General features: G+C 63.3%; 16 protein-coding genes. 4 read left to right on the forward strand and 12 right to left on the reverse strand.

Annotation, left to right across the window (positions count from 1 at the left end; genetic code table 11):
• Positions 1-4: 4 nt before the first annotated feature.
• Positions 5-1150, reverse strand: a complete 1146-nt coding sequence (locus ACFQ6Y_RS12665; RefSeq protein ID WP_378632665.1) for an ABC transporter ATP-binding protein — start codon at positions 1148-1150, stop codon at positions 5-7.
• A gap of 4 nt (positions 1151-1154) precedes the next feature.
• On the reverse strand, positions 1155-2093 hold the full coding sequence (locus tag ACFQ6Y_RS12670; RefSeq protein ID WP_317555195.1) for an ABC transporter substrate-binding protein: 939 nt from the start codon (positions 2091-2093) through the stop codon (positions 1155-1157).
• A gap of 206 nt (positions 2094-2299) precedes the next feature.
• Here ACFQ6Y_RS12670 and ACFQ6Y_RS12675 point away from each other — a divergent pair, with 206 nt between their 5' ends.
• Positions 2300-3181, forward strand: a complete 882-nt coding sequence (locus ACFQ6Y_RS12675; protein WP_378632670.1) for an ABC transporter substrate-binding protein — start codon at positions 2300-2302, stop codon at positions 3179-3181.
• A gap of 49 nt (positions 3182-3230) precedes the next feature.
• On the opposite strand, the gene ACFQ6Y_RS12680 is transcribed toward ACFQ6Y_RS12675, so the two are convergent.
• The 3 genes from ACFQ6Y_RS12680 to ACFQ6Y_RS12690 are packed head-to-tail and all read right to left on the reverse strand — an operon-like array spanning position 3231 to position 6601.
• Complete coding sequence (locus ACFQ6Y_RS12680; protein ID WP_378632675.1) at positions 3231-4172, reverse strand: alpha/beta hydrolase fold domain-containing protein; 942 nt, start codon at positions 4170-4172, stop codon at positions 3231-3233.
• A 27-nt stretch (positions 4173-4199) separates the two neighbouring features.
• Positions 4200-5030, reverse strand: a complete 831-nt coding sequence (locus ACFQ6Y_RS12685) for an SDR family oxidoreductase (RefSeq protein WP_230817421.1) — start codon at positions 5028-5030, stop codon at positions 4200-4202.
• Entirely contained in the window at positions 5027-6601 is a 1575-nt protein-coding gene (locus ACFQ6Y_RS12690; protein WP_378549592.1) for a flavin-containing monooxygenase, read from the reverse strand. Before ACFQ6Y_RS12690 ends, ACFQ6Y_RS12685 begins: the two co-directional genes overlap by 4 nt.
• A 71-nt stretch (positions 6602-6672) precedes the next feature.
• Between ACFQ6Y_RS12690 and ACFQ6Y_RS12695 the strand changes: the two genes are divergently transcribed.
• Entirely contained in the window at positions 6673-7302 is a 630-nt protein-coding gene (locus ACFQ6Y_RS12695; protein ID WP_007736130.1) for a TetR/AcrR family transcriptional regulator, read from the forward strand.
• A 126-nt stretch (positions 7303-7428) separates the two neighbouring features.
• Here the strand turns inward: ACFQ6Y_RS12695 and ACFQ6Y_RS12700 are convergent, their stop codons facing one another.
• From ACFQ6Y_RS12700 to ACFQ6Y_RS12720, 5 genes are all read right to left on the reverse strand, one after another.
• Complete coding sequence (locus tag ACFQ6Y_RS12700; RefSeq protein ID WP_378549589.1) at positions 7429-11190, reverse strand: multifunctional oxoglutarate decarboxylase/oxoglutarate dehydrogenase thiamine pyrophosphate-binding subunit/dihydrolipoyllysine-residue succinyltransferase subunit; 3762 nt, start codon at positions 11188-11190, stop codon at positions 7429-7431.
• 175 nt (positions 11191-11365) lie between these two features.
• Positions 11366-15175: an ABC transporter ATP-binding protein gene (locus ACFQ6Y_RS12705; RefSeq protein ID WP_378632693.1), complete on the reverse strand. Its 3810-nt coding sequence runs from the start codon at positions 15173-15175 to the stop codon at positions 11366-11368.
• A 36-nt stretch (positions 15176-15211) separates the two neighbouring features.
• A complete protein-coding gene (locus ACFQ6Y_RS12710; protein ID WP_378632698.1) occupies positions 15212-15985 on the reverse strand; it encodes an ABC transporter permease in 774 nt (257 codons plus the stop codon).
• Positions 15982-16983, reverse strand: coding sequence for an ABC transporter ATP-binding protein (locus ACFQ6Y_RS12715; protein WP_378549638.1), 1002 nt, complete (start codon positions 16981-16983; stop codon positions 15982-15984). Before ACFQ6Y_RS12715 ends, ACFQ6Y_RS12710 begins: the two co-directional genes overlap by 4 nt.
• 68 nt (positions 16984-17051) lie before the next feature.
• Positions 17052-17801 (reverse strand): hypothetical protein, encoded by a 750-nt coding sequence (locus tag ACFQ6Y_RS12720; RefSeq protein ID WP_378449067.1) that lies wholly within the window; start codon positions 17799-17801, stop codon positions 17052-17054.
• Between the two features lie 154 nt (positions 17802-17955).
• On the opposite strand from ACFQ6Y_RS12720, the gene ACFQ6Y_RS12725 reads away from it, so the two are divergent.
• Positions 17956-18366 carry a VOC family protein gene (locus ACFQ6Y_RS12725; RefSeq protein WP_317555185.1) on the forward strand — a complete coding sequence of 137 codons (411 nt, stop codon included), beginning with the start codon at positions 17956-17958 and terminating at the stop codon, positions 18364-18366.
• A 7-nt stretch (positions 18367-18373) separates the two neighbouring features.
• On the opposite strand, the gene ACFQ6Y_RS12730 is transcribed toward ACFQ6Y_RS12725, so the two are convergent.
• Both ACFQ6Y_RS12730 and ACFQ6Y_RS12735 read right to left on the reverse strand, forming a co-directional pair.
• Complete coding sequence (locus ACFQ6Y_RS12730; protein ID WP_378449069.1) at positions 18374-19408, reverse strand: glutathione S-transferase family protein; 1035 nt, start codon at positions 19406-19408, stop codon at positions 18374-18376.
• Between the two features lie 23 nt (positions 19409-19431).
• Positions 19432-20121 (reverse strand): GNAT family N-acetyltransferase, encoded by a 690-nt coding sequence (locus ACFQ6Y_RS12735; RefSeq protein WP_378632705.1) that lies wholly within the window; start codon positions 20119-20121, stop codon positions 19432-19434.
• Between the two features lie 125 nt (positions 20122-20246).
• Between ACFQ6Y_RS12735 and ACFQ6Y_RS12740 the strand changes: the two genes are divergently transcribed.
• The gene (locus ACFQ6Y_RS12740; protein WP_230817430.1) at positions 20247-20870 is read left to right on the forward strand and encodes a PadR family transcriptional regulator; all 624 of its coding nucleotides are present in this window, start codon (positions 20247-20249) and stop codon (positions 20868-20870) included.
• The last annotated feature ends 2 nt before the right edge of the window (positions 20871-20872 follow it).

Below are 20872 nucleotides of genomic sequence, written 5' to 3' on the forward strand. Positions count from 1 at the left end.
GCCGCTACGCCCCGAATCCCTCGGTGAAGGCGACTTGGTTGCGTTCCTCGTCCTCGCGTCGACGCTGATCTGCCAATTTCGCAACGACTTCGGAACCGAGGATCCCGCCGATGACCGAACCCTCGCCGTCGACCGCAACGCCGATACCGGAAGGCGACGAGATTGCCGCGTCGAGTGCTTGACGGAGATCGCCGCCGGGGGAGAACAGCGAACCACCGGCCGACGTCGACTGAGCAAGGGTGCGTCCCGAGCGCAGACCTTCGACGCCGGTCACGTCGATCCATCCCTGGGGGCTTCCGCTGTCCGTGACCACGAGAACCCATTCGCCCAATTCGAGACGCAGAGCCTTCAATTCGTTCTCGACGGCCGTACGGACCGGGTGAAGAGGAACCTCGTCGGCAGCGCGGAACGACAATCCCCGATAGCCGCGATCGCGTCCGACGAATCCGGCGACAAAATCTGTTGCCGGAGCGGCCAACACGTCGCGAGGCGCCGCCACCTGCTGAAGACGCCCACCGGGACCGAAGACGGCAATATGATCGCCGAGTTTGACTGCTTCGTCGATGTCGTGGGTGACAAAGACGATCGTCTTCTTCAGTTCGCTTTGCAGACGGAGCATTTCGGTCTGCAAATCCTCACGCACCACAGGATCGACGGCACTGAAGGGCTCGTCCATCAACAGGATCGGCGGATCGGCTGCCAAAGCGCGGGCAACTCCCACACGTTGCTGCTGCCCACCCGAGAGTTGCCCGGGATAGCGAGTGGCAAGTGAAATGTCCAGTCCGACTCGTTCGAGCACACCCAACGCGGCTTTACGTGCGGCGCGGCGGGACTCACCGCGTAGCACCGGAACCGTTGCGACGTTGTCGATCACGGTGCGGTGGGGAAGCAGGCCGGCATTCTGAATGACATACCCGATGCCGAGGCGCAGTTTCACCGCGTCGGTCTGGGCGATGTCACGACCGTCGACGAAGATCTTGCCCGACGTCGGTGTGATCATCCGGTTGATCATGCGCATCGACGTCGTCTTGCCGCACCCGGACGGCCCCACGAACACCGTGAACGACTCGGCCTCGATGGTGAGATCGAGACGGTCGACGGCGGTGGTGCCGTCCGGATACTGCTTGGTGACACCCTCGAAGGTGATCACGTGACTACGAGACCGGCTTGTCGAGGCCCTGCGCCGTCACCCACGCCTTGGCCGCCGCTGCCGGCTCCGTCTTGGTGTCACCGGACACCTGGACGTTGAGTGCCAACAATTCTTCGGTGGTGAGCTTGGCGGACACCGCATCGAGGACCGTCTTCAACTTGTCGGAAGACTTCGAGGCACGCAGCACCGGCACCACGTTCTGAGCCGGGAAATTGTTCTTCGGGTCTTCGAGAACCACGAAGTTGTTTTCCGGGATGGAGGCCGACGTCGTGAAGATGTTTGCCGCGGTGATGTCACCGGACGAGAGAGCCTTCACGGTTGCCGGTCCACCGCCGTCGGCGATCGGGACGAAGTTGGCAGCCGAGATGTCGAGGCCGTAGTTGGACTTCAAACCGGGCAATCCGGCTGGACGTTCCTGGAACTCGGCCGGAGCACCGAACTTGACCTCGGCGGAATGCGGAGCCAGATCGGCGATCGTCTTCAGGTTCCACTTGTCCGCGGTTTCCTTGGTGACGACGACGGCGTCCTTGTCCTCGGCGGACGCGGGTGTCGCAATCGCCAATTCCGACCCGAGAGCTGCGGGAAGGGCAGCGAGGACGTCAGCGGAGCTGGTGGCTGTGCTGTCGGGATCCAAGTACTGCAGGAGGTTTCCCGTGTAATCCGGAATGACGCTGATGGACCCGTCCTTGAGCGCCGGAATGTACGCCTCACGGCTGCCGACGTTGAACGACGTGGACACATCGAACCCGTTGACACGCAGTGCTTCGGCGTAGATGTTGGCGATCGTCTCGGATTCGGTGAAGTTGGCGGAGCCGACGACGACCGAGTTGGGATCGCTGTTGGAGTCACCGTCGCTGCTACCGCACGCTGTGAGCGCAGTGAGAGAGACGACAGTTGCCGCGGCTACGAGCCAACGGTTGGAACGAAATCGTGAGGTGCGCATGAGCGTCCTTCCGGTTTTTCGGGCGTCCCGTGTTTCGGGCGTCGGTAACCATCCCCTTGTGGCGAAGCCACCCGAGTGGCTTCGACGGCGCCGCCACCGAGTGGCTGCGTCAGGACTGGTTACCGCGCATCGCCCGACAAGTGTAACGATAGGTACCGACATGGCACGGTTTTCGATCCATGGGATTGGATGTGAGGATTTCGGTGATGAGCACGCGCACGAAGTATTCGACTGTTGTTGCAGCACTGATGGTCCTGCCGATTCTCAGCGGATGCGCAAACGGTGATTCGGTGGTAGAGGGCGCCGAAGCGGAGTCTCGTGACCAGATCGTGGTGGCCGCTGACGCATCGGTGGAGAGTTCGGTGTTGGCCGAGGTGTATTCGACAGTGCTCTCCTCCTCCGGCCTGTCGGCTCGCGTCGAATCGCTGGGAGGGGGCAGGAACCAATCCCTCGAGGCTCTGGACGCTGCGAGGGTCACGTTGGTGCCCGAGTTCACCGGCGCGCTACTCGATCATTACGACCCGTCCGCCCCGGCTCGCAAGGCGGACGACGTCTTCGAAGCCTTGAGTCGCTCTCTGCCTGAGGGCCTTTCGGTCTCCGACTACGCGATGGCCGAAGACCGCGCGGTCGTTGCGCTCGACACCGCATACGCACAGTCGTTGGGAGCGAAGACAATCGAAGCCTTTGCCCCTTCGTGCGCCGCGGCGACGCCGCTCGTCTCTGCGAGATTCGTCGAGGACGGGGCGGTGGAGCAGTTGGCGGAGGGCGCCGAGTGTGTCTTCGCCGGCATCGATCAGACAACATCGGCGGACGTGCGCGGTGCGCAAGTATTCGGAACCACGACGCTGTCAGCGCTGGCGCAGTCCGATGCCGTCACGGTGCTCGCTGATTCGAATCACGTTCTGGCCGCACAGAATGTCGTTCCGCTCTTTCGGACGGGCGCACTCGGAGACTCGGCGATCAGGGCGCTCAGCGTCGTGGCCGGTGAACTGTCCACCACCGACCTCGCTGCGATGATCGATCAGGTGCGGACCGGCAAGGCATCAGCCTCGGACGTCGCCCGCACCTGGTGGGACACCCGTCAGTGACATGGACGGAGTGGGGCACCCGTCAGTAACAGCAACGGAGTGGGACCCGTCAGTGACTGTTCGATCCCACCGCTGAACTCGAATCATCCTTGGCACGAATCAGTTTCGATGCGATGAAGCGGCCCAGATCGGTGACGGCGTCTGCTGCTTCCTTGACCAGTGACGCCTGTGCGTGGGCCACGTGCCACAGTCTTGCGTACTCGACCAGGGACACATCGACGCCGGCAGCGGAGAGCTTGTCGGTGAACGTCATGATCTGCGGATAGAGAACTTCTTCGGAACCGACGTGAATCCTGGTGGGCGGCAACCCGTCGAGCTTGCCGTGCATCGGTGCGTAGCCCGGATCTGTGCGATCGCCGCCGGCAAGGTAAGCGTCGGCGGCATCGAAGGACCACGCCGTGTTGACCACCAGGTCGGCCTTCTTGGTGGCACCCCGATCGCCGGGATCGACCCACGGTGAGATCAGTGCAAGCGCACCCGGGGTCACACCGTGACGTTCGATCAGACGCAGAGCGGTCGCGGCGGCCAAACCGCCACCGGCCGAATCGCCCGCGATGGCAACGCGGTCTTCGGAATAGTCGAACTCGGTCACCAACTGCATGAAGGCGGAGACCGCGTCGTCGAGCGCGGCGGGATACGGGTTCTCCGGTGCGAGACGGTAGTCCAAGGTGAAGACCGCACTGGACGATTCACGCGCGAGATGCGCTGCGAGAGAACGGTGGGTGGCCAGCGAACCCAGTGTGTACGCCCCGCCGTGCAGGTACAGAACTGCGGTGGGGCGCTCGGTTGCGCCGACGGTGATCTTCTCCGCCGGTCGGCAGGCGAGCTCCAGCGGGCGCACGACGGCGCCCGCTGGAACCTGCTGTAGCGGTGCCCCGGCCTCGAGCAACAGACGCTGAATCCGGTACGGCAGTCGCGAGTTGAAAGCCAGACGGAAGTACGGCTTCAACAAGAATGCGACCACGGGCAGCGGAAGGGTGAACGTGCTCACCGGCAGGGCTCCTGACTCTGAAAAATCTCAGCTGGACTTGGGCATCATTCGGCCGGCGACAATCGAAACGATGCGCTGGTAGCCCGATCCTACGAGGCGAACCCAGGCGTCGAGTGCTATTGCGTCCATGCCGATGAGAACGCGCGGCTTGCTCTTGCGAACGCCGTTGACGATCGTCTTGGCGGCGTCCTCCGGAGTGGTACGCGCGAGCTTGCGGTCGAAGAACTCGGAGAAGACCGCAAGATCTTCGCCCGGGCCTGCGGTGGCGTTGCGCGCGATGGCCGTCTTGATTCCGCCCGGGTGCACACAGGTCACCTTCACGGGGTGCTTGGCGATCAGCATTTCCTGGCGAAGCGACTCGGTGAAGCCGCGAACGGCGAATTTAGCCGAGTTGTAGGCGCTCTGACCCGGCATCGACAGCAGACCGAAGAGGCTCGACACGTTGACGATGTGCCCGTCGCCGGAGGCGATGACGTGGGGGAGGAATGCCTTGGTGCCGTTGACAACTCCCCAGAAGTCGACGTCCATGACGCGCTCGAAGTCTTTGAACTCGGACTTCTCGAAGGTGCCGTGGTACGCGATTCCGGCGTTGTTGTAGATCTGGTTGACCTTGCCGAAATGGGCGACAACCGCGTCTGCGTACTCGAGAACCGCTTCGCGCTGGGTGACGTCGAGATGGTCCGACTTCACCTCGGCGCCGATGGCCTCCACCAGACGCTTCGTCTCGGCCAGACCCACGGTGTCCACGTCGGAGATTGCCAACTTGGCGCCCTGGCCGGCCAGGTTCAGTGCGAGTGCGCGACCGATGCCCGATCCCGCTCCGGTGATGACTACGACCTTGCCTGCAAAATCACTCATTGTGCTACTGCCTTCTCGTCGTCGAGGTCGATCTGTGAAGTGGTCGCGGTGCCGACGGCGCCGAGATCCGACGTGGCGACGCTGCGGTATGCCGCGAGGTCGAAATGCTTGGTGGCATTGCGGAACTGGAAGGTGAAGCCCGGCCACAGGGTGGTGTTGTTTCCGTGCTTGTCCATGTACCAACTGGCGCAACCGCCGTTGTTCCACACGCTCTTGGACATAGCTGCCTGCAGGTCCTTGTTGTACTTGTCCTGCTTGTCCTTGCGCACCTCGATGGTGCCGATGTCGTACTTGTCGATGGTGGCGATCGCGTCGACCAAATAGTTGATCTGCGACTCGATCATGAAGACCATCGACGAATGTCCGAGGCCGGTGTTGGGTCCGACGAGGAAGAACATGTTGGGGAAGTTGGCCACTGCCGCGCCCTTGTATCCTTGCATGCCGGTCTCTTCGAAGACCTCGGCGAGCGAACGCCCGTCCTTGCCGAAGATTCCCGCGAAGGTGGGGGAGTCGGTGACGTGGAAACCGGTCGCCACGACGATTGCATCGATCTCACGCGTGGTGCCGGTCTTGGAGACGATCCCGTTGGCGGTGACCTCCTCGATGCCTTCGGTCACCAGATCGACATTGTCCTGGGCGAGGGTGGGGAAGTAGTTGTTCGAGATCAGCATGCGCTTGCAGCCGATCTGGAAGTTGGGCATGACCTTCTTACGGAGGTCCTTGTCCTTGATCTGAGCTTTCAGATGACGCTCGGCGGCGAACTGCAGCGGCTTCATGAACACCGGTGCCTTGGCCAGGCCGACGACCTGCGTCTCGCGCATCCAGTAGATGCCGGTACGGCACAGCTTCTGGAAGCCGGGGAGGTACTTGAACGCGAGGTGCTCGATCTTGGTGTACTCGCGGTCTGCGCGGGGCAGGATCCACGGCGCGGTGCGCTGGTACACGTCGAGATGTGCGACCTTCTTGCCGATGGCGGGCACGATCTGGATGGCGGAGGCGCCGGTTCCGATGACGGCGACGCGCTTGCCGGTCAGATCGGCGTCATGGTTCCAACGCGAGGAGTGGAAGATCTCGCCCTTGAAGCCGTCGATGCCCTTGATGTCCGGAAGTGAAGGCTCACACAGTGCACCGACGGCCGAGACCACGATCTTTGCGACAAATTCGCCCTTGTTGGTGCTGACATGCCACCGAGCAGACGCCTCGTCCCAACGGGCGGAGAGTACGTCGCAGCCGAAGATGTGCTTGTCGAGCACCTTGTGGCGGTTGGCCACCGACTGGATGTACTTGTAGATCTCGGGCTGAGTGGAGAAGGAGCGTGTCCACTCCGGGTTGAGTGCAAAAGAGTACGAGTACAAATGCGACGGCACGTCACACGCGGCGCCCGGGTAGCTGTTGTCACGCCAGGTTCCGCCGACGTCGTTGCCGCGCTCGAGAACGACGTAGTCGGTGATGCCGGCCTGAGCCAGTTTGATCGCCGCACCGAGACCGGCGAAACCACTGCCGATGATCAGTGTGCCGACGTGGCGAGTATCCGCGGCAGGTGCTGAGGTATCTGTAACTGGAAGACTCATGTAGGGAACGATATGCCTTTGTTGAGTCACGGTCAATAGCTTATTGACGAATATTCAGTAGTCTATTGGGCATGGACGCAGTAAAGCGAACGCGACTCGACCCTGCGCAACGCCGAGCTCAACTGATCGACCTCGGCGCACGCATGCTGGCCGAACGGCCGCTCGAACAGATTTCCGTCGAGGACATCGCCGATCAAGCGGGAGTATCTCGTGGGCTTCTGTTCCACTACTTCGCGTCGAAAAGCGAGTTCCATCTGGCCATCGTCCGACACAGCAGTGAGCAGATGCTTCAGCGCACCGAGCCGAGCGAATCGGACGATCCGATGCTCACCCTCCGCTCGGTGCTGGCGTCGTATGTCGACTACGTGACCGAGAACCGCAATACCTACGTCTCACTGCTCCGCGGGACCGCCAGCGGGGATCCGCAGATGCGCGAGGTGTTCGAGCAGACCCGCGACATCATGGCGAAGAGGACCCTCGATCAGCTCCCGAAGATCGGCCTGACTCGAACGCCTCAGGTGGAGTTGGCCGTTCGCGGTTGGATCGCGTTTGTCGAGGAAGCCACCATCAGTTGGCTCCGCGCGCCCGCCATCACCCGCGAGGAACTGATCGACCTGACCGTTCAGTCGTTGCCTGCGTTGGCACTGGCTGCCGTCGGCTTCGATGCCGGGCCGGATCTGGGTCTGCTGCAATCGAATTGACATGTCTGCAAAAAGGCCGGGCCCCACACTCCTTGCGGAATGTGGGGCCCGGCCCTGGTCAAATTACTGAGATCAGTTGGTCGGCAGGAACGCCACTGTTCAGTTGGTCGGCAGGAACGCCACTGTTCAGTTGGTCGGCAGGAACGCCTCGTCCAAGATCTCCTGCTGCTCCACCGCGTGCACCTTGCTCGATCCCGAGGAGGGAGCGGACATCGGACGACGCGAGATGCGCTTGATGCCGGTCAAGGTCTCCGGCAGAAGGTCCGGCAGTGCCAGTCCGAGGAACGGCCACGCACCCTGGTTCGCGGGCTCTTCCTGGACCCAACGGAACTGATCCGCATTCGGGTAACGGTCCAGGGTCTCCTTGAGGCGACGCTTCGGCACGGGGTACAGCTGCTCCATGCGCACGATGGCGATGTCGTCGCGCTCGTCCTTGTGCTTCTTCGCCAGGAGTTCCCAGTACAGCTTGCCGCTGACCAGCAGAACCCGCTTGACCGATTCGCGGGCGCTTTCGCCGCTCTCGAATGCAGGCTCCTCGAAGACCGAACGGAACTTGCCCGTCGTGAAGTCCTCGACGTTGCTGACTGCAGCCTTGTTGCGCAGCATCGACTTGGGCGTGAAGACCACCAGCGGACGGCGGATGCCGTCGAGGTGATGGCGACGCAGCAGGTGGAAGTAGCTGGCCGGAGTCGACGGAACCGCAACGGTCATCGAGCCTTCGGCGCACAGCTGAAGGAAACGCTCGATACGGCCGGAGGTGTGGTCCGGACCCTGACCCTCGTGACCGTGCGGCAGGAGCAGCACGACGTCGGAGAGCTGACCCCACTTGGCCTCACCCGAAGAGATGAACTCGTCGATGATGGTCTGCGCGCCGTTGACGAAGTCACCGAACTGCGCTTCCCACAGGACGAGGGCGTCGGGGTTGCCGACCGAGTAGCCGTACTCGAAGCCCAGGCCTGCGTACTCGGTGAGTGCGGAGTCGTAGACCATGAACTTGCCGCCGTTTTCGGCGTCTGCCGCGATCTTGGCGATCGGGCTGTACTCGTTGCCGGTCTTGCGGTCGATGAGAACCGAGTGGCGCTGCGTGAACGTTCCTCGCTTGGAGTCCTGACCCGCGAGGCGGATCAAAGCACCCTGCTCGGCCAACGAGCCGAACGCGAGCAACTCGGCGAACGCCCAGTCGACGTGTCCGTCACGAGCCATCTCGCGACGCTTCTCGGCTACCGGCTTGACGCGCGGATGCACGGTGAAGCCCTCGGGGACGTTGACGAACGCGTCGCCGATGCGCTCGAGAACCTCGGGAGCGACAGCCGTCGTGAGGCGGGCCGGCGGCGTCTGGTCGAGTTCGACGGACTCGGACGGTTCGGGCTGGAACTTCTCGAGTTCACGGACCTCGTTGAAGACCCGTTCGAGCTGGCCCTGGTAGTCGCGAAGTGCGTCTTCGGCTTCCTTGAGCGAGATGTCACCGCGACCGATGAGGGACTCGGTGTAGCTCTTACGAACGCTGCGCTTGGTGTCGATGACGTCGTACATGGCCGGCTGGGTCATCGACGGGTCGTCGCCCTCGTTGTGACCGCGGCGGCGGTAGCAGATGAGGTCGATGACAACGTCCTTGCCGAACTTCTCACGGAAGTCGACGGCCAGCTGAGCAACCCAGACACAAGCCTCGGGGTCGTCGCCGTTGACGTGGAAGACCGGTGCGGCGATCATCTTCGCGACGTCGGTGCAGTACTCGGATGAACGTGAATGTTCCGGTGCGGTGGTGAAGCCGACCTGGTTGTTCACGACGATGTGCACGGTGCCGCCGGTGCGGTAACCGCGCAGCAGCGAGAGGTTGAGCGTCTCGGCGACAACACCCTGACCGGCGAATGCAGCGTCGCCGTGCAGCATGAGCGGCAGGACGGTGAAGCCTTCTTCGCCCTTGTCGAGGATGTCCTGCTTGGCGCGAACCAGGCCTTCGAGAACCGGGTCGACGGCCTCGAGGTGCGACGGGTTTGCGGTCAGTGAGACAGCGATGTCGTTGTCACCGAACATCTGGATGTACGTTCCGCTGGCACCCAAGTGGTACTTCACGTCACCGGAGCCGTGAGCGGCTGCCGGGTTCATGTTGCCCTCGAACTCCGTGAAGATCTTGGAGTACGGCTTGCCGACGATGTTGGCCAGCACGTTGAGTCGGCCACGGTGCGGCATACCGATGACGACCTCGTCGAGCTGGTGCTCGGCGGCCTGGTCGATCACGGCGTCCATCATCGGGATGACGGCTTCGGCGCCTTCGAGCGAGAAGCGCTTCTGGCCGACGTACTTGGTCTGCAGGAACGTCTCGAAGGCCTCGGCGGCGTTGAGCTTGCTCAGGATGTACTTCTGCTGAGCGACCGAAGGCTTGGCGTGATGGCCCTCGACGCGGTCCTGGATCCACTGACGCTGATCCGTTTCGAGGATGTGCGTGTACTCGACGCCGACGTGGCGGCAGTACGCGTCGCGCAGCACGCTCAACACGTCGCGCAGCTTCATCTTCTCTTGGCCGTGGAAGCCGCCGACCTTGAACTCGCGGTCCAGATCCCACAACGTCAGGCCGTGGCTGATGACGTCGAGGTCGGGGTGGCTGTGGAACTTGTCCTTGACGAACTGCAACGGGTCCGTGTCGGCCATGAGGTGGCCGCGGTCACGGTATGCAGCGATCAGTTCGAGAACACGGGTGTTCTTGTCGACGGCGCCTTCCGGCACGTCCTTGCGCCAACGCACCGGCTCGTACGGGTTGCCGAGCGCGTGGAAGATCTCGTCGTAGAACTCGTCGCTGATCAGCAGGTTGTGGATCGTGCGCAGGAAATCGCCCGACTCGGCACCCTGGATGATGCGGTGATCGTAGGTCGAGGTGAGAGTCATCAACTTGCCGACGCCCATCTCGGCCAGCTTCTCGTCGCTGGCGCCCTGGAACTCGGCGGGGTATTCCATCGCGCCGGCGCCGATGATGGCGCCCTGACCCTTCATTAGGCGGGGAACGGAGTGAACCGTGCCGATGCCGCCCGGGTTGGTCAGCGAGATGGTGACGCCGGTGAAGTCTTCGCCGGTGAGCTTGCCTTCACGGGCGCGTCGGACGATGTCCTCGTATGCCGCGTGGAACTGGACGAAGTTCATCGACTCGGTGTTCCGGATGGCGGCAACTACCAGTGAGCGGTTGCCGTCCTTGCCGGGAAGGTCGATCGCGAGTCCGAGATTGGTGTGCTCGGGCGTGACCGCGTTCGGCTTGCCGTCGATTTCGGCGAAGTGCCGGTTCATGTTGGGGAACGCGTTGACTGCCTGGATGATCGCGTAACCCAGGAGGTGGGTGAACGAGATCTTGCCGCCACGAGTACGTGCGAGGTGGTTGTTGATGACGATGCGGTTGTCGAACATCAGCTTCGCGGGGATGGCACGCACGCTGGTTGCTGTCGGGATCTCGAGCGAGAGCGACATGTTCTTGACGACTGCGGCTGCGGCACCGCGGAGAACCTTGGTTTCCTCAGCTCCACCGGCAGGGGCGGGCTTCGCAGGAGCGGCCGCGGGCTTGGCTGCTGCGGGCTTGGAAGGGGCGGCCTTGGCGGCGGGCGCTGCCGTCTTCGCGGGGGCCGGTGCGGCCGCCTTGGCGGGCGGCGCAGGAGGTGCGGTCTTGGGGGCGGGAGGCGTGGCCTTGGGAGCAGCAGGCGGAGCTACAACAGCGGCGGGTGCAGCCGCGTTGCCGTTCGAGGCAGTCCCGTTTCCACCTCCCGTGTTCGCCGAGTCCGGCGAGTAATCGGTCAAGAATTCGTGCCAACTGGGATCCACGGACGACGGATCGTCCTGGAAGCGTTGGTACATCTCGTCAACCAGCCACTGGTTCTGTCCGAATTGGGATGTAGAACTGCTGCTCACGGCAGGTGTTCGCCTCGTTTCTATTTCGGTACCCGATCAGAGCGCCTATATATGTGAGATTAGCCCGAGCGTGTGACGAGCAATTGTGCGGCACACAATTTGTGAGCTGTCTCACGGAAGTCCGTGATCTTGCGATCGCGCACTACCTCTCGGCGGTACAAATCCGTGCCGACTGTCACGCGACGGGGTTGCCTTCGATGACAGTTCTCGACGTCAGATTATTCCCCTCACGCGCCTGCGATGCATCCCAGAGTCCCGAGTAGTGACCACCGGCATACCGCAGAACATCGTGCGGGCCGTATTCAACGATACGTCCCCGGTCAACTACGACAACGAGGTCCGCTCGGGCAGCTGTCGCGAGGCGGTGAGCTACGACGACGGAAGTCCGTTTCCGGGTGACCGACCGACTTGCTTCGAGCACCATTCGTTCGGTCGCGGGATCGAGCGTCGCGGTCGCCTCGTCGAGGAGCAGAAGGTCCGGGTCGACCAGTTCGGCACGGGCCAATGCGATGAGTTGGCGTTGGCCCGCCGAGAGCCCCTGGCCGCGCTCGCCGACGGGATGATTCATGCCTCCACGCATGTCGGCTATCGAATTCAGCGCGCCGACGGAACGCGCTGCTTCCTCGATCTCCGCATGCGAAGCCGAAGGCCTGCCGTACGCGATGTTGTCGGCGACCGTGCCGGTGAACAGATGCGCTTCTTGCGGTACTACGCCGAGGCGACGTCGGTACTGCGAGAGGTGGAAGTTCCGGATGTCGGTTCCGTCCACGTCGACGGATCCGGATGTCGGGTCGTAGAAGCGGGCGAGCAACTTCACCACCGTGGACTTACCGGCGCCGGTTCGGCCGACGAGAGCGACCGTCGTGCCCGGCGGAATCTGCAGATCGAAGTCGGAGAGCGCGTCGACGTCCGCACCCGAGTACCGGAACCCGACCCCGTCGAGATGGACGGAGCCGTCGAGCCTTCCGGAGATCGCGATCAGATCCTCGCTGTCGGCAGTCTCGATCGAACTTCGAGTGCGCAGCAGGTCGCCGATTCGCTGCAATCCGACGTTTGCCTGTTGGTAACCATCGAACACTTGTGAGAGTTGCTGAATCGGTCCGAACAGCAGACCGAGGTAGAGCACGAACGCGATCAGCACGCCGGGAGACGTCGACCCGTTGGCGATCTGGTGCGCGCCGACGAACACGACCGCGGCCAACGCCAGGTCGGACAGGAACGAGATGAACGGGAAGTAGACCGAGATGGCTCGCTGCGACCGCATCCGCGATCGACGGTAGCTTTCGGAGCGTTCTGCGAACCTACGCGCCGCACCTTCCTCGCGGCGGTATGCCTGGGCCGCTCGCAGACCGGCGATGTTCTCCTGGAAGTCGGCATTGACGAGCGAGATCCGCTCGCGAGACTGGCTGTAGGCCACCGAGGAGATCTTGCGGAAGATCACGGTCGCAACCACGAGCGGTGGGATGACGGCCAGCGCCACCAGACCGAGCGTCACGTCGGTCGCCAGGAGTGCGATCGATATTCCGCCGACGGTCAGGACGCTCACGATCGCCGTCGACATGCCGGTCTGGATGAACGACGAGAGCGCGTCGACGTCGGTGGTCATGCGCGTCATGATGCGCCCGGACAGTTCTCGTTCGTAGTAGTCGAGGCCCAGCCGCTGCAGGTGTGCGTAGCTGCGGACGCGGAGTCCGAACAACACGCGTTCGCCTGCCCTGGCGGTGAGCACCGTCATGACCGCGACGACAACCCAGTCTGCGGCGACCAGGAGCGCGCCGAAAGCCGTCGCGATCCAGAGCGTGTTGCTGTCCGCGGTCACGACCCCGTGGTCGATCGCATATCTGACGAGGGAGGGGAAGGCGATCGCTGCGGCGGAGTCCAGAGCGAGACATGCGACTACTGCCAGCAGAACCCAGCGAACCGGCCTCAGGATCTGTCGGAGTGAGAAGTGCGGATTCGATTCGCGCAGACTTTCGGGTGCGACTCCGGGATCTTCGCGAGCGGGTGGAAGAGCATCGACTGCCGCCCGTAAGGACGGCGTCACAGCGATTCCGCTGAGTGCTCCGGCCATCGGACCGCCTGCACCCTGCGAGGCATTCGTTGTGTTGTCGGCTTCGGATTCAGGTGCCTGCGGCCACAACTGCGCGGTTGTCGGCTCGCGGTGGTCACGACCGAAGGCATCGGGGGCGCCTACGTCGAGTTCGGCTGGTAGTTCCGGCGGCGAGGAGAACAGGGCTCGGAAGAGCGGACATCGCGCTTCCAGTTCGTCCACGGTTCCGGAGTCGATGATCCGCCCACCGTCGAGAACTGCGACCCGATCGGCCAGCGTCAGGGTGGATCGCCGGTGGGCGAGGATCAGGGTGGTCTGCCGTCGTCTGGCTCGGAAAGCGTCGAAGATCGCGGCTTCGGTTGCCGCGTCGACCGCGGAGGTCGCGTCGTCGAGGACCAGGATCCTCGGGTCGACCAGCAGGGCTCTGGCAAGCGCGATGCGCTGACGCTGTCCACCCGACAGCGTCAGGCCGCGTTCGCCGACGACGGTGTCGTACCCGTCCGGGAGTGCCTCGATGAAGGCGTCTGCCTGTGCCAAAGCCGCGGCGGCACGGATGTCCTCGCCGGAGGCGTCCTCGCGGCCGAGTGCGATGTTGGCGGCAATGGTGTCGGAGAACAGGAAAGGCTCGTCGAAGACCAGGCTGACGGCGGCACGCAACTGTTCGGTGCGCAGTTCGGCGATGGGAAACGTCTCGCCGGCGGTGTCGACGCTGACCTGACCCGATGTCGGCGCGTAGAACCGGGGGAGAAGCAAAGACAAGGCGGTCTTCCCCGACGCAGCCGGACCTACGACGGCGACGGTCTCGCCTGGTTCTATGCGAAGGTTCAGCCCGGTCAGGACGTCGCGTTCGGTGTCGAACCCGAAAGCGACGTCTTCGAAGGTGACTCCGAGCGGACCGTCGGGCAGGTCCACCGGATGGTCAGGATCGGCGATGTCCGGCTGGGCGTTGATGACGTCGTAGACACGCTCGACAGCGGCGCGCGCCAGCTGCGCCATGACGATCACCGACGACAGGGTTCGGGTGACTCCGGTCATCGTGACGATGTAGGTGGCGAACGCGAGAAACGTTCCCACAGTGATTTTGTCGTGTAGCGCGAGATACCCACCGAGGGCGATCACACCCACCTGCCCGAGCTGGGGCAAGGCGGCCATAGTTGGCGCGAATTTCGCGTTCAACCACGCGGCGCGAAGGCGCTCGGAGTACAGCGTGCGACTGTGCTTTTCGAGCTGGTCGACTGCTCGTTGTTCCTGCCCGAATCCCTTGACGACGCGAACGCCGGTGACGGTTTCCTCGACGTGTTGGGCGAGGTCGGCTGCCCGCTGCTGCGCGGACCACGTTGCGGCGAACAGCATCGGGCGCATTAGGAACACCACGAGTCCTACGGCGGGGATGACGGCGACAGCGACGAGAGTCAGCAGCGGGGAGAGCCATGCCATGATGCCGATCGCGAGTACGAATTGCAGGAGTGCACCCGCCGACATCGGCACCATGGCGAGCAAACCCTGGACGAGTTGTAGATCGGTGATGGAGCGGGAGACCACCTGGCCTGTGCGGATCTGATCCTGCCCTCGTCCGTCGAGGCGTTGCAGCGAACCGAGGAGGGCGAGCCGCAAGTCGTGTTGAACGTCGAGCGAGAGTCGGCCGGCGAGCATCCGTCGGCCGTACTGGCACGCGAAGCGGACGATCGCTAGCAACGCGATCGCCAACGCGACGAAGCCGATCACCTTGCCAGGGTTCTCCTGGCCGGCGGCGTCGAGCGCATAGCGGGTCAGGAGCGGAAACGAGATGTCGATCGCAGAGGCGATGACGGTGACGAGTAGCGCGCCGATGGCAACTCTTCGGTGCAACCAGCATGCGTGGGCCAAGCGGCGGATCCAGCCCGGAGCTCGATCCACGTCTCCAGCTACCGGACTGTCCGTGTTGATCGTGTTCATCGAGATCCACGGTAGACCCGGCCCCAGACAGCTTTTTCAGGTGATGTCGCGGGTCCGGGTTCGCAGCCAACCGAGTCCGCAGAACAGAACGACCCAAGCGGCCAGCATCATCGGGCCACTCGGCCAGGACGCAAAGGCGTCGACGTCGATCGACGGTGCCGCGTTGACGATCGTGCCGATCGTGGCCGAAACGGGAAGCGCGGCGCCGATCCCGCCGAGATCCATCGCGAGCAGCACTGCGCGGACGATCCATTCACCGAAGACGAACCACAAAATGACCGAGAGTGCACCCGCCATCGACGATCCGGTGAGCAGTGCTACCCCGGCACCCAGCAGTGCCCACAGCGCACACGCCAGAATGCCTGCGGCGCAGATGGCAAAAAGATCGGTGGTGAAGCTGAAATCCCGGCCGAAGAGCAACATCGCACCGATGCTGACAATTTCGACCGCCAGCGCGTAGCCGACGGCGAATACCGCGACGACGGCAAGCTTCGCGCCGAGAACGCCGTCGCGCCCACGAGCGGTGAGAAATGTCGTGGTGAGAGTCTTGTAGCCGAATTCGGAACCGGCTGTGAGCGCTCCGAAGACCGCCGCGAACACCAGGACAAGAGTGTTGGAGACACCCAGGCTGACGCCGGTGGAGACGACATTGACGTCGAAAGTCGTGTCGGCGGAATCGGCCACAACTTCGACGAACGTCCTGGTGGAGGCAGCAATCAGCACAGCCACGACGACCGGGGCGATTGCCAGTGCCCACCAGTAGCGCAGGGTGAGAACTTTGAGTGTCTCCGCGCGCACGAGCGTGGTCATCGGTGTCCTCCGGAGGGTCCGTATGCGGCAGGGCCGTAGTAGCCCGGTCCCGAACCCGGGCCGGGTGGGCGGTGGTATCCGACCTGGGGGACGGCATATTGCGGCGTTGTCATCGCCAGAAACAGTTGCTCGAGATCTGCGCCTTCGGACGCGACGCCGAAGATCGTGACTCCGGCCGCCGTCGCCACCGGTGGGAGCGCGGACGTGTCCGTGCCGCCCACCGCGAGCCGTCCGTCCTGAGTGATCTGGGCGTCGATGATTCCGCGAGCGGCCAATGCCGTGGCGAGGAGCGCGGGGTTGGAGCAGGAGACGAGCAGTCGACTGCGCTGGGAGCGGCGAAGTTCGTCCATGGTCCCTTGGTAGACGAGTGAGCCGGCACTGACGATGACCACGCTGTCGACGGTTGCTTCCACCTCACGGAGCGCGTGGCTGGAGATCAGAACTGTTCGGCCGGAACCGGCGAAGGTCTGCAGGAACTGACGTAGCCACGCCATGCCTTCCGGATCGAGTCCGTTCGCGGGTTCGTCGAGTACGAGGATCTCGGGATCACCGAGCATCGCGGTGGCAAGGATCAGGCGTTGGCGCATCCCGAGCGAGAATGTGCCGGTCTTGTGGGCTCCGACCGAACCCAGACCGACCATTCCGAGTACCTGCGCGGCGCGTTGAGTCGGCATACCGATCGCGGCCGCGTAGATCTCGAGGTGTGCCAGCGCAGTGCGTTTCGGATGGAGGCTGCCCACGTCGAGGACGGCGCCGACGGTCCGCGCCGGGTTGGGGAGCGAACGCATCGGCGCTCCGTTGACGGTGGCCGATCCCGATGTCGGCGACACCAGGCCGAGGAGCATGCGCAACGTGGTTGTCTTGCCCGAACCGTTCGGGCCGAGAAAGCCGGTGATCGAGCCCGCCTGTACGTCGAAGCTCAGGTCGTTGACCGCGTGCGCCGCCTTGAACGTCTTCGTCAACCCACGAATCTCGATCGGCGCAGAGAAGGATCCCAGTGCGGTGTTCGTCAATGCTGCTCCCGGGTCGGCGGCGAATACGTGATGCGAGCCTACGGCCCGGACAGCTATCTGCGGATTGCCCGGCGTGTCTTCGTTTCGGGGAGGAGGGCGGCATCGTCGGCAGGCATCACGATGAGGTGATCGGTCCACCTGGCGGGCGCGGGTCCGAAGGCTTCACGCGCGTTCTTGACGACGCCCTTGCCGATGGCCCGGTTACCCGCACCGCCGATGACGGCTCCGATCCCGGCGGGAACGAGTTTGCCGAGGATCAGTGCGCTGCGCCTGGCGGCGTACTTCGTCACGAACTTCCGCACGAGGGTGCTGTTCATTCCCTTCATCGTGGGTCCGGGAATCTTGCTCGTGATCGCGGTTCCCCAGTTCTTGGCCGTGATACCGGTGGCCTTCTGGACGATCTCCATGCCGGATTCGCCGAGGGCGACTGCCAGGACCAGGGCGCGCCGTTGCTGGTGATCCTGCACGGAGATTCCGTGCACTGACGCAATCGCCAACGTCAGCAGCGCGGACGCTTCGAGGAAGAAAGCCGATTCCGCACCGACGGCAGCGATGGACGCGACCGTGCCGACGCCCGGCACCGCGGCCGTGGCACCGACGGCACTGCCGCTTCCGGTCACGGCGAGAATGAACATCTTCTCCATCCGCTCGACGATCTGAGCGGGCGACTCGTCGGGGTGCGCCTTACGGACATGGTTGACGTATTTGGCCACTGCGGGCGCTTGCAGGCGGCTTCCGTTGTCGAGAACGGAAACGAGGACCTTCTCGATACGCCCGCTGTCGTTGTTCGTCGACTTGCTCATTGCTGCCCCTCCACAGTTGTCCTCCTCTGAAACGAGGTGGACCGTATCTCGAGAATAGGTGAAGTTTTCGGTAGCGGCGGTGATCGCAGGGGCCATAGGCTCGTACGAGACTCGGTTTTCTTCGTGAGTTTTCCCAGGCAGGAGTTCGAGTGTTATGACCGCCACTTCGGAACCTCGTTCGACGACCATCTGGCCGACACTGCGCTACCTCGACGCCCGTTCGGCGATCCACTTTCTGGTGAGCACCTTCGGTTTCGTGGAGAAGGCCGTCTACGGAGAGGGCGACGTGGTCGACCACGCCCAACTCGACTGGCCCGGCGGTGGCGGCATCATGCTGGGTTCGCCGCGCACCGATTCGGCGATCGCCGGCCTACCACCCGGAATCGGTTCGGTGTACATCGTGGTGGACGACGCAGACGCCGCCGATGCACTCTACGAACGCGCTGTCGCCGCCGGCGCCACGATCACGCAGGGATTGCGCGACGAAGACTACGGTTCGCGAGGATTCACCTGCCGTGATCCCGAAGGTGTGTACTGGAGTTTCGGGACGTACGCAGGGGAGTAGCCGCGATCTATCTGGTGGCCCAGTGCTGCGCTGGAACCACTTCGGATGGGATGGGCGGATGAGGCGGTGTGCCGTCTCCGAACGGTCGGCCGCCCAACTGTTCGCGGCCGTGTGGTTCGAGCCAGTGCGTCAATTCCGGTCCCTTGGGCACGATTCCGGACGGATTGATCTCGGAATGCACGATGTAGTAGTGAGCTTTGATCTGCGTGAAGTCGATGGTGTCACCAAATCCTGGGGTCTGGAACAAATCGCGTGCGTAGTCCCACAGCACCGGCATCTCGCTGAGTTTGCTTCTGTTGCACTTGAAATGACCGTGATAGACGGGATCGAATCGCGCCAGTGTCGTGAACAGGCGTACATCAGCTTCGGTGATGCTCTCGCCTACCAGGAAGCGTTGCCGCGCAAGACGTTCGGTGAGCCAGTCGAGCCGGGCGAACAGCGTGTCGTATGCCTCGTCGTACGCCTGCTGTGAACCGGCGAACCCGCATCGGTAGACGCCGTTGTTCACGTCGCGGAACACGTACTCGGCCACTTCGTCGATCTCGTTTCGCAGAGGCTCCGGGTACAGATCCGGTGCACCTTCGCGGTGGTACTTCTTCCACTGCGTCGAGAAATCGAGGGTGATCTGTGGGTAGTCGTTGGTGACCACCTTGCCCGTGGAGATCTCCACCATGGCGGGCACCGTGATTCCCCTGGGGTAGTCGGGATCTCGGGCGAAGTACGCGTCCTGTAGTCGCGGGATCTTCAGTACCGGATCGACGCCGCCGGGATCGAGATCGAAAGTCCAGCTTCGCTTGTCGTGGACCGGACCGCAGATGCCCATCGACAGTACGTCTTCGAGGCCGAGCAGGCGGCGGACGATGATGGCGCGGTTTGCCCAGGGGCAGGCACGCGCCACGATCAACCGGTATCGCCCCGGTTCGACGGGGTAACCGTCGCGACCGTCCTCGGTGATCCGGGTCTGGATGTAGTTGGTGTCGCGTTTGAATTCACGACCCTCTTCGACGAATGTCGGTTCGCTCGCGCCATCTTCCGTACTCATCTGCGGTTCCTCTCGTTCGAGTGTCAACTGGGCAGGTGCACGTGTACTCGAGCGTATGCCCCCAGAACGTCGAATTTGGCTTTACGTGGAAGCGTTGCGCTGATGGCGCTGCCCCGACTCGTTCGTAGTTGTGGGATCAATCCCGAATCCAGTGCGTCCTCCGCAGCCAGAAGTGTTACTCCGCAGCCGATTCCGCGCCGGCGGTGCGCTGGGGCTGTCAGGGTCGTGAGATCTGCCACGAAACCTTGGAATTCGGAGTACGCCGCGCATCCGAGTACCTCGTTGTCGTCGGTGAGTGCGGTGAACCACCGCGTGCGGTTCTCGAGGTCAGCGGTGGTGCTGTCGTCGGGTGGGCACAGGGCGGCAACCGCGAGGGCGTCGTCGATCTCGTGGGAGATCAACAGGTGTTCCTCTGGTGGTGTCTCGGTGTAGTCGCCGAGGAAAGCGAGGTCGACGGGTCCGGTGATTCGGCCGCCGTGATCGCCGGTGACGTCGAGTAGGCGTGCAGGTTGTAGAAGCGCTTCGACGGAGATGTCCGCCGTGCGCTCGATGAACCACTGCGGTCCGACAATCGCGCCACCGCCGGCCAGGTCCAGTACGTGGATGTCGTCGCCGACCACCCTGGCGGTGTGTGCCGGTCGCAACGCGGAGTCGCCGAGGCCCAGTTCGCGCGCCCATGCGAGTCGGATGATGTCGAGGTGATGATCGTCCACTCGCTACAGGCTAGTCCGGTTCGAACGGGTTGATCGAGATGGCCGAAGGTCGTATATTCCATGTGGACTATTTCGCGTGGAATAGTCAAGAAATAGTCAATTGCGGCTTGTCAGGGAGGGGACTCATGGGTGACGTGTCACTGACGCCTTTGGGAATCACCGTTCTGGGTCTGCTGTCCGAGCGTTCGATGCACCCGTACGAGATGTATCAACTCGCCTCGGTTCGTCGGGGCGATCAGCTGGTGAAGATCAAGCCGGGATCGCTCTATCACACGGTTTCGCGGCTGGAGAAGCAGGAATTGCTGGCTTCGATCGGGACCGATCGTGAGGGCAATCGGCCAGAGCGCACGACGTACGAAATCACCGCCCGAGGCCGTGATGCTCTCGAGCACCAACTACGTGAGATGTTGGCGGTTCCGGTGCGGGAGTATCCGCGGTTGCCGCTCGCGCTCGCCGAAATGCACAACCTTTCCGCATCAACTGCGTGTCAGATGCTTCGGATCCGTCTCGCGCACCTCGACAAGACGATTGCGAAATTCGAGGTCGACTACGAAGCGGTGAAGGCCGCGGAAAAACCACGAATCTTCACGGTGGGCGCAGACTACGCCCACGCACTCACGATCGCCGAAAGAGAGTGGATCGGCGCGTTGGTGACAGACATCGAGAGCGGCGAAATGCCCTGGCTCTCACAAGAACTTCTCGACCGGCTGGCCGGCTCCGCAGGCTCGTCCGCACTACCTAAGGACTGAAG

It is taken from the genome of Rhodococcus sp. NPDC056516 (assembly GCF_042794655.1).
Lineage (GTDB): Bacteria > Actinomycetota > Actinomycetes > Mycobacteriales > Mycobacteriaceae > Rhodococcus_F.

What these genes read in the sequence shown, in the direction of transcription:
- ACFQ6Y_RS12670 (WP_317555195.1), bottom strand. Translation starts at nt 2,093, where the DNA reads ATGCGCACCTCACGATTTCGTTCCAACCGTTGGCTCGTAGCCGCGGCA.
- ACFQ6Y_RS12675 (WP_378632670.1), top strand. Translation starts at nt 2,300, where the DNA reads ATGAGCACGCGCACGAAGTATTCGACTGTTGTTGCAGCACTGATGGTC.
- ACFQ6Y_RS12685 (WP_230817421.1), bottom strand. Translation starts at nt 5,030, where the DNA reads ATGAGTGATTTTGCAGGCAAGGTCGTAGTCATCACCGGAGCGGGATCG.
- ACFQ6Y_RS12690 (WP_378549592.1), bottom strand. Translation starts at nt 6,601, where the DNA reads ATGAGTCTTCCAGTTACAGATACCTCAGCACCTGCCGCGGATACTCGC.
- ACFQ6Y_RS12695 (WP_007736130.1), top strand. Translation starts at nt 6,673, where the DNA reads ATGGACGCAGTAAAGCGAACGCGACTCGACCCTGCGCAACGCCGAGCT.
- ACFQ6Y_RS12705 (WP_378632693.1), bottom strand. Translation starts at nt 15,175, where the DNA reads ATGAACACGATCAACACGGACAGTCCGGTAGCTGGAGACGTGGATCGA.
- ACFQ6Y_RS12710 (WP_378632698.1), bottom strand. Translation starts at nt 15,985, where the DNA reads ATGACCACGCTCGTGCGCGCGGAGACACTCAAAGTTCTCACCCTGCGC.
- ACFQ6Y_RS12720 (WP_378449067.1), bottom strand. Translation starts at nt 17,801, where the DNA reads ATGAGCAAGTCGACGAACAACGACAGCGGGCGTATCGAGAAGGTCCTC.
- ACFQ6Y_RS12725 (WP_317555185.1), top strand. Translation starts at nt 17,956, where the DNA reads ATGACCGCCACTTCGGAACCTCGTTCGACGACCATCTGGCCGACACTG.
- ACFQ6Y_RS12730 (WP_378449069.1), bottom strand. Translation starts at nt 19,408, where the DNA reads ATGAGTACGGAAGATGGCGCGAGCGAACCGACATTCGTCGAAGAGGGT.
- ACFQ6Y_RS12740 (WP_230817430.1), top strand. Translation starts at nt 20,247, where the DNA reads ATGGGTGACGTGTCACTGACGCCTTTGGGAATCACCGTTCTGGGTCTG.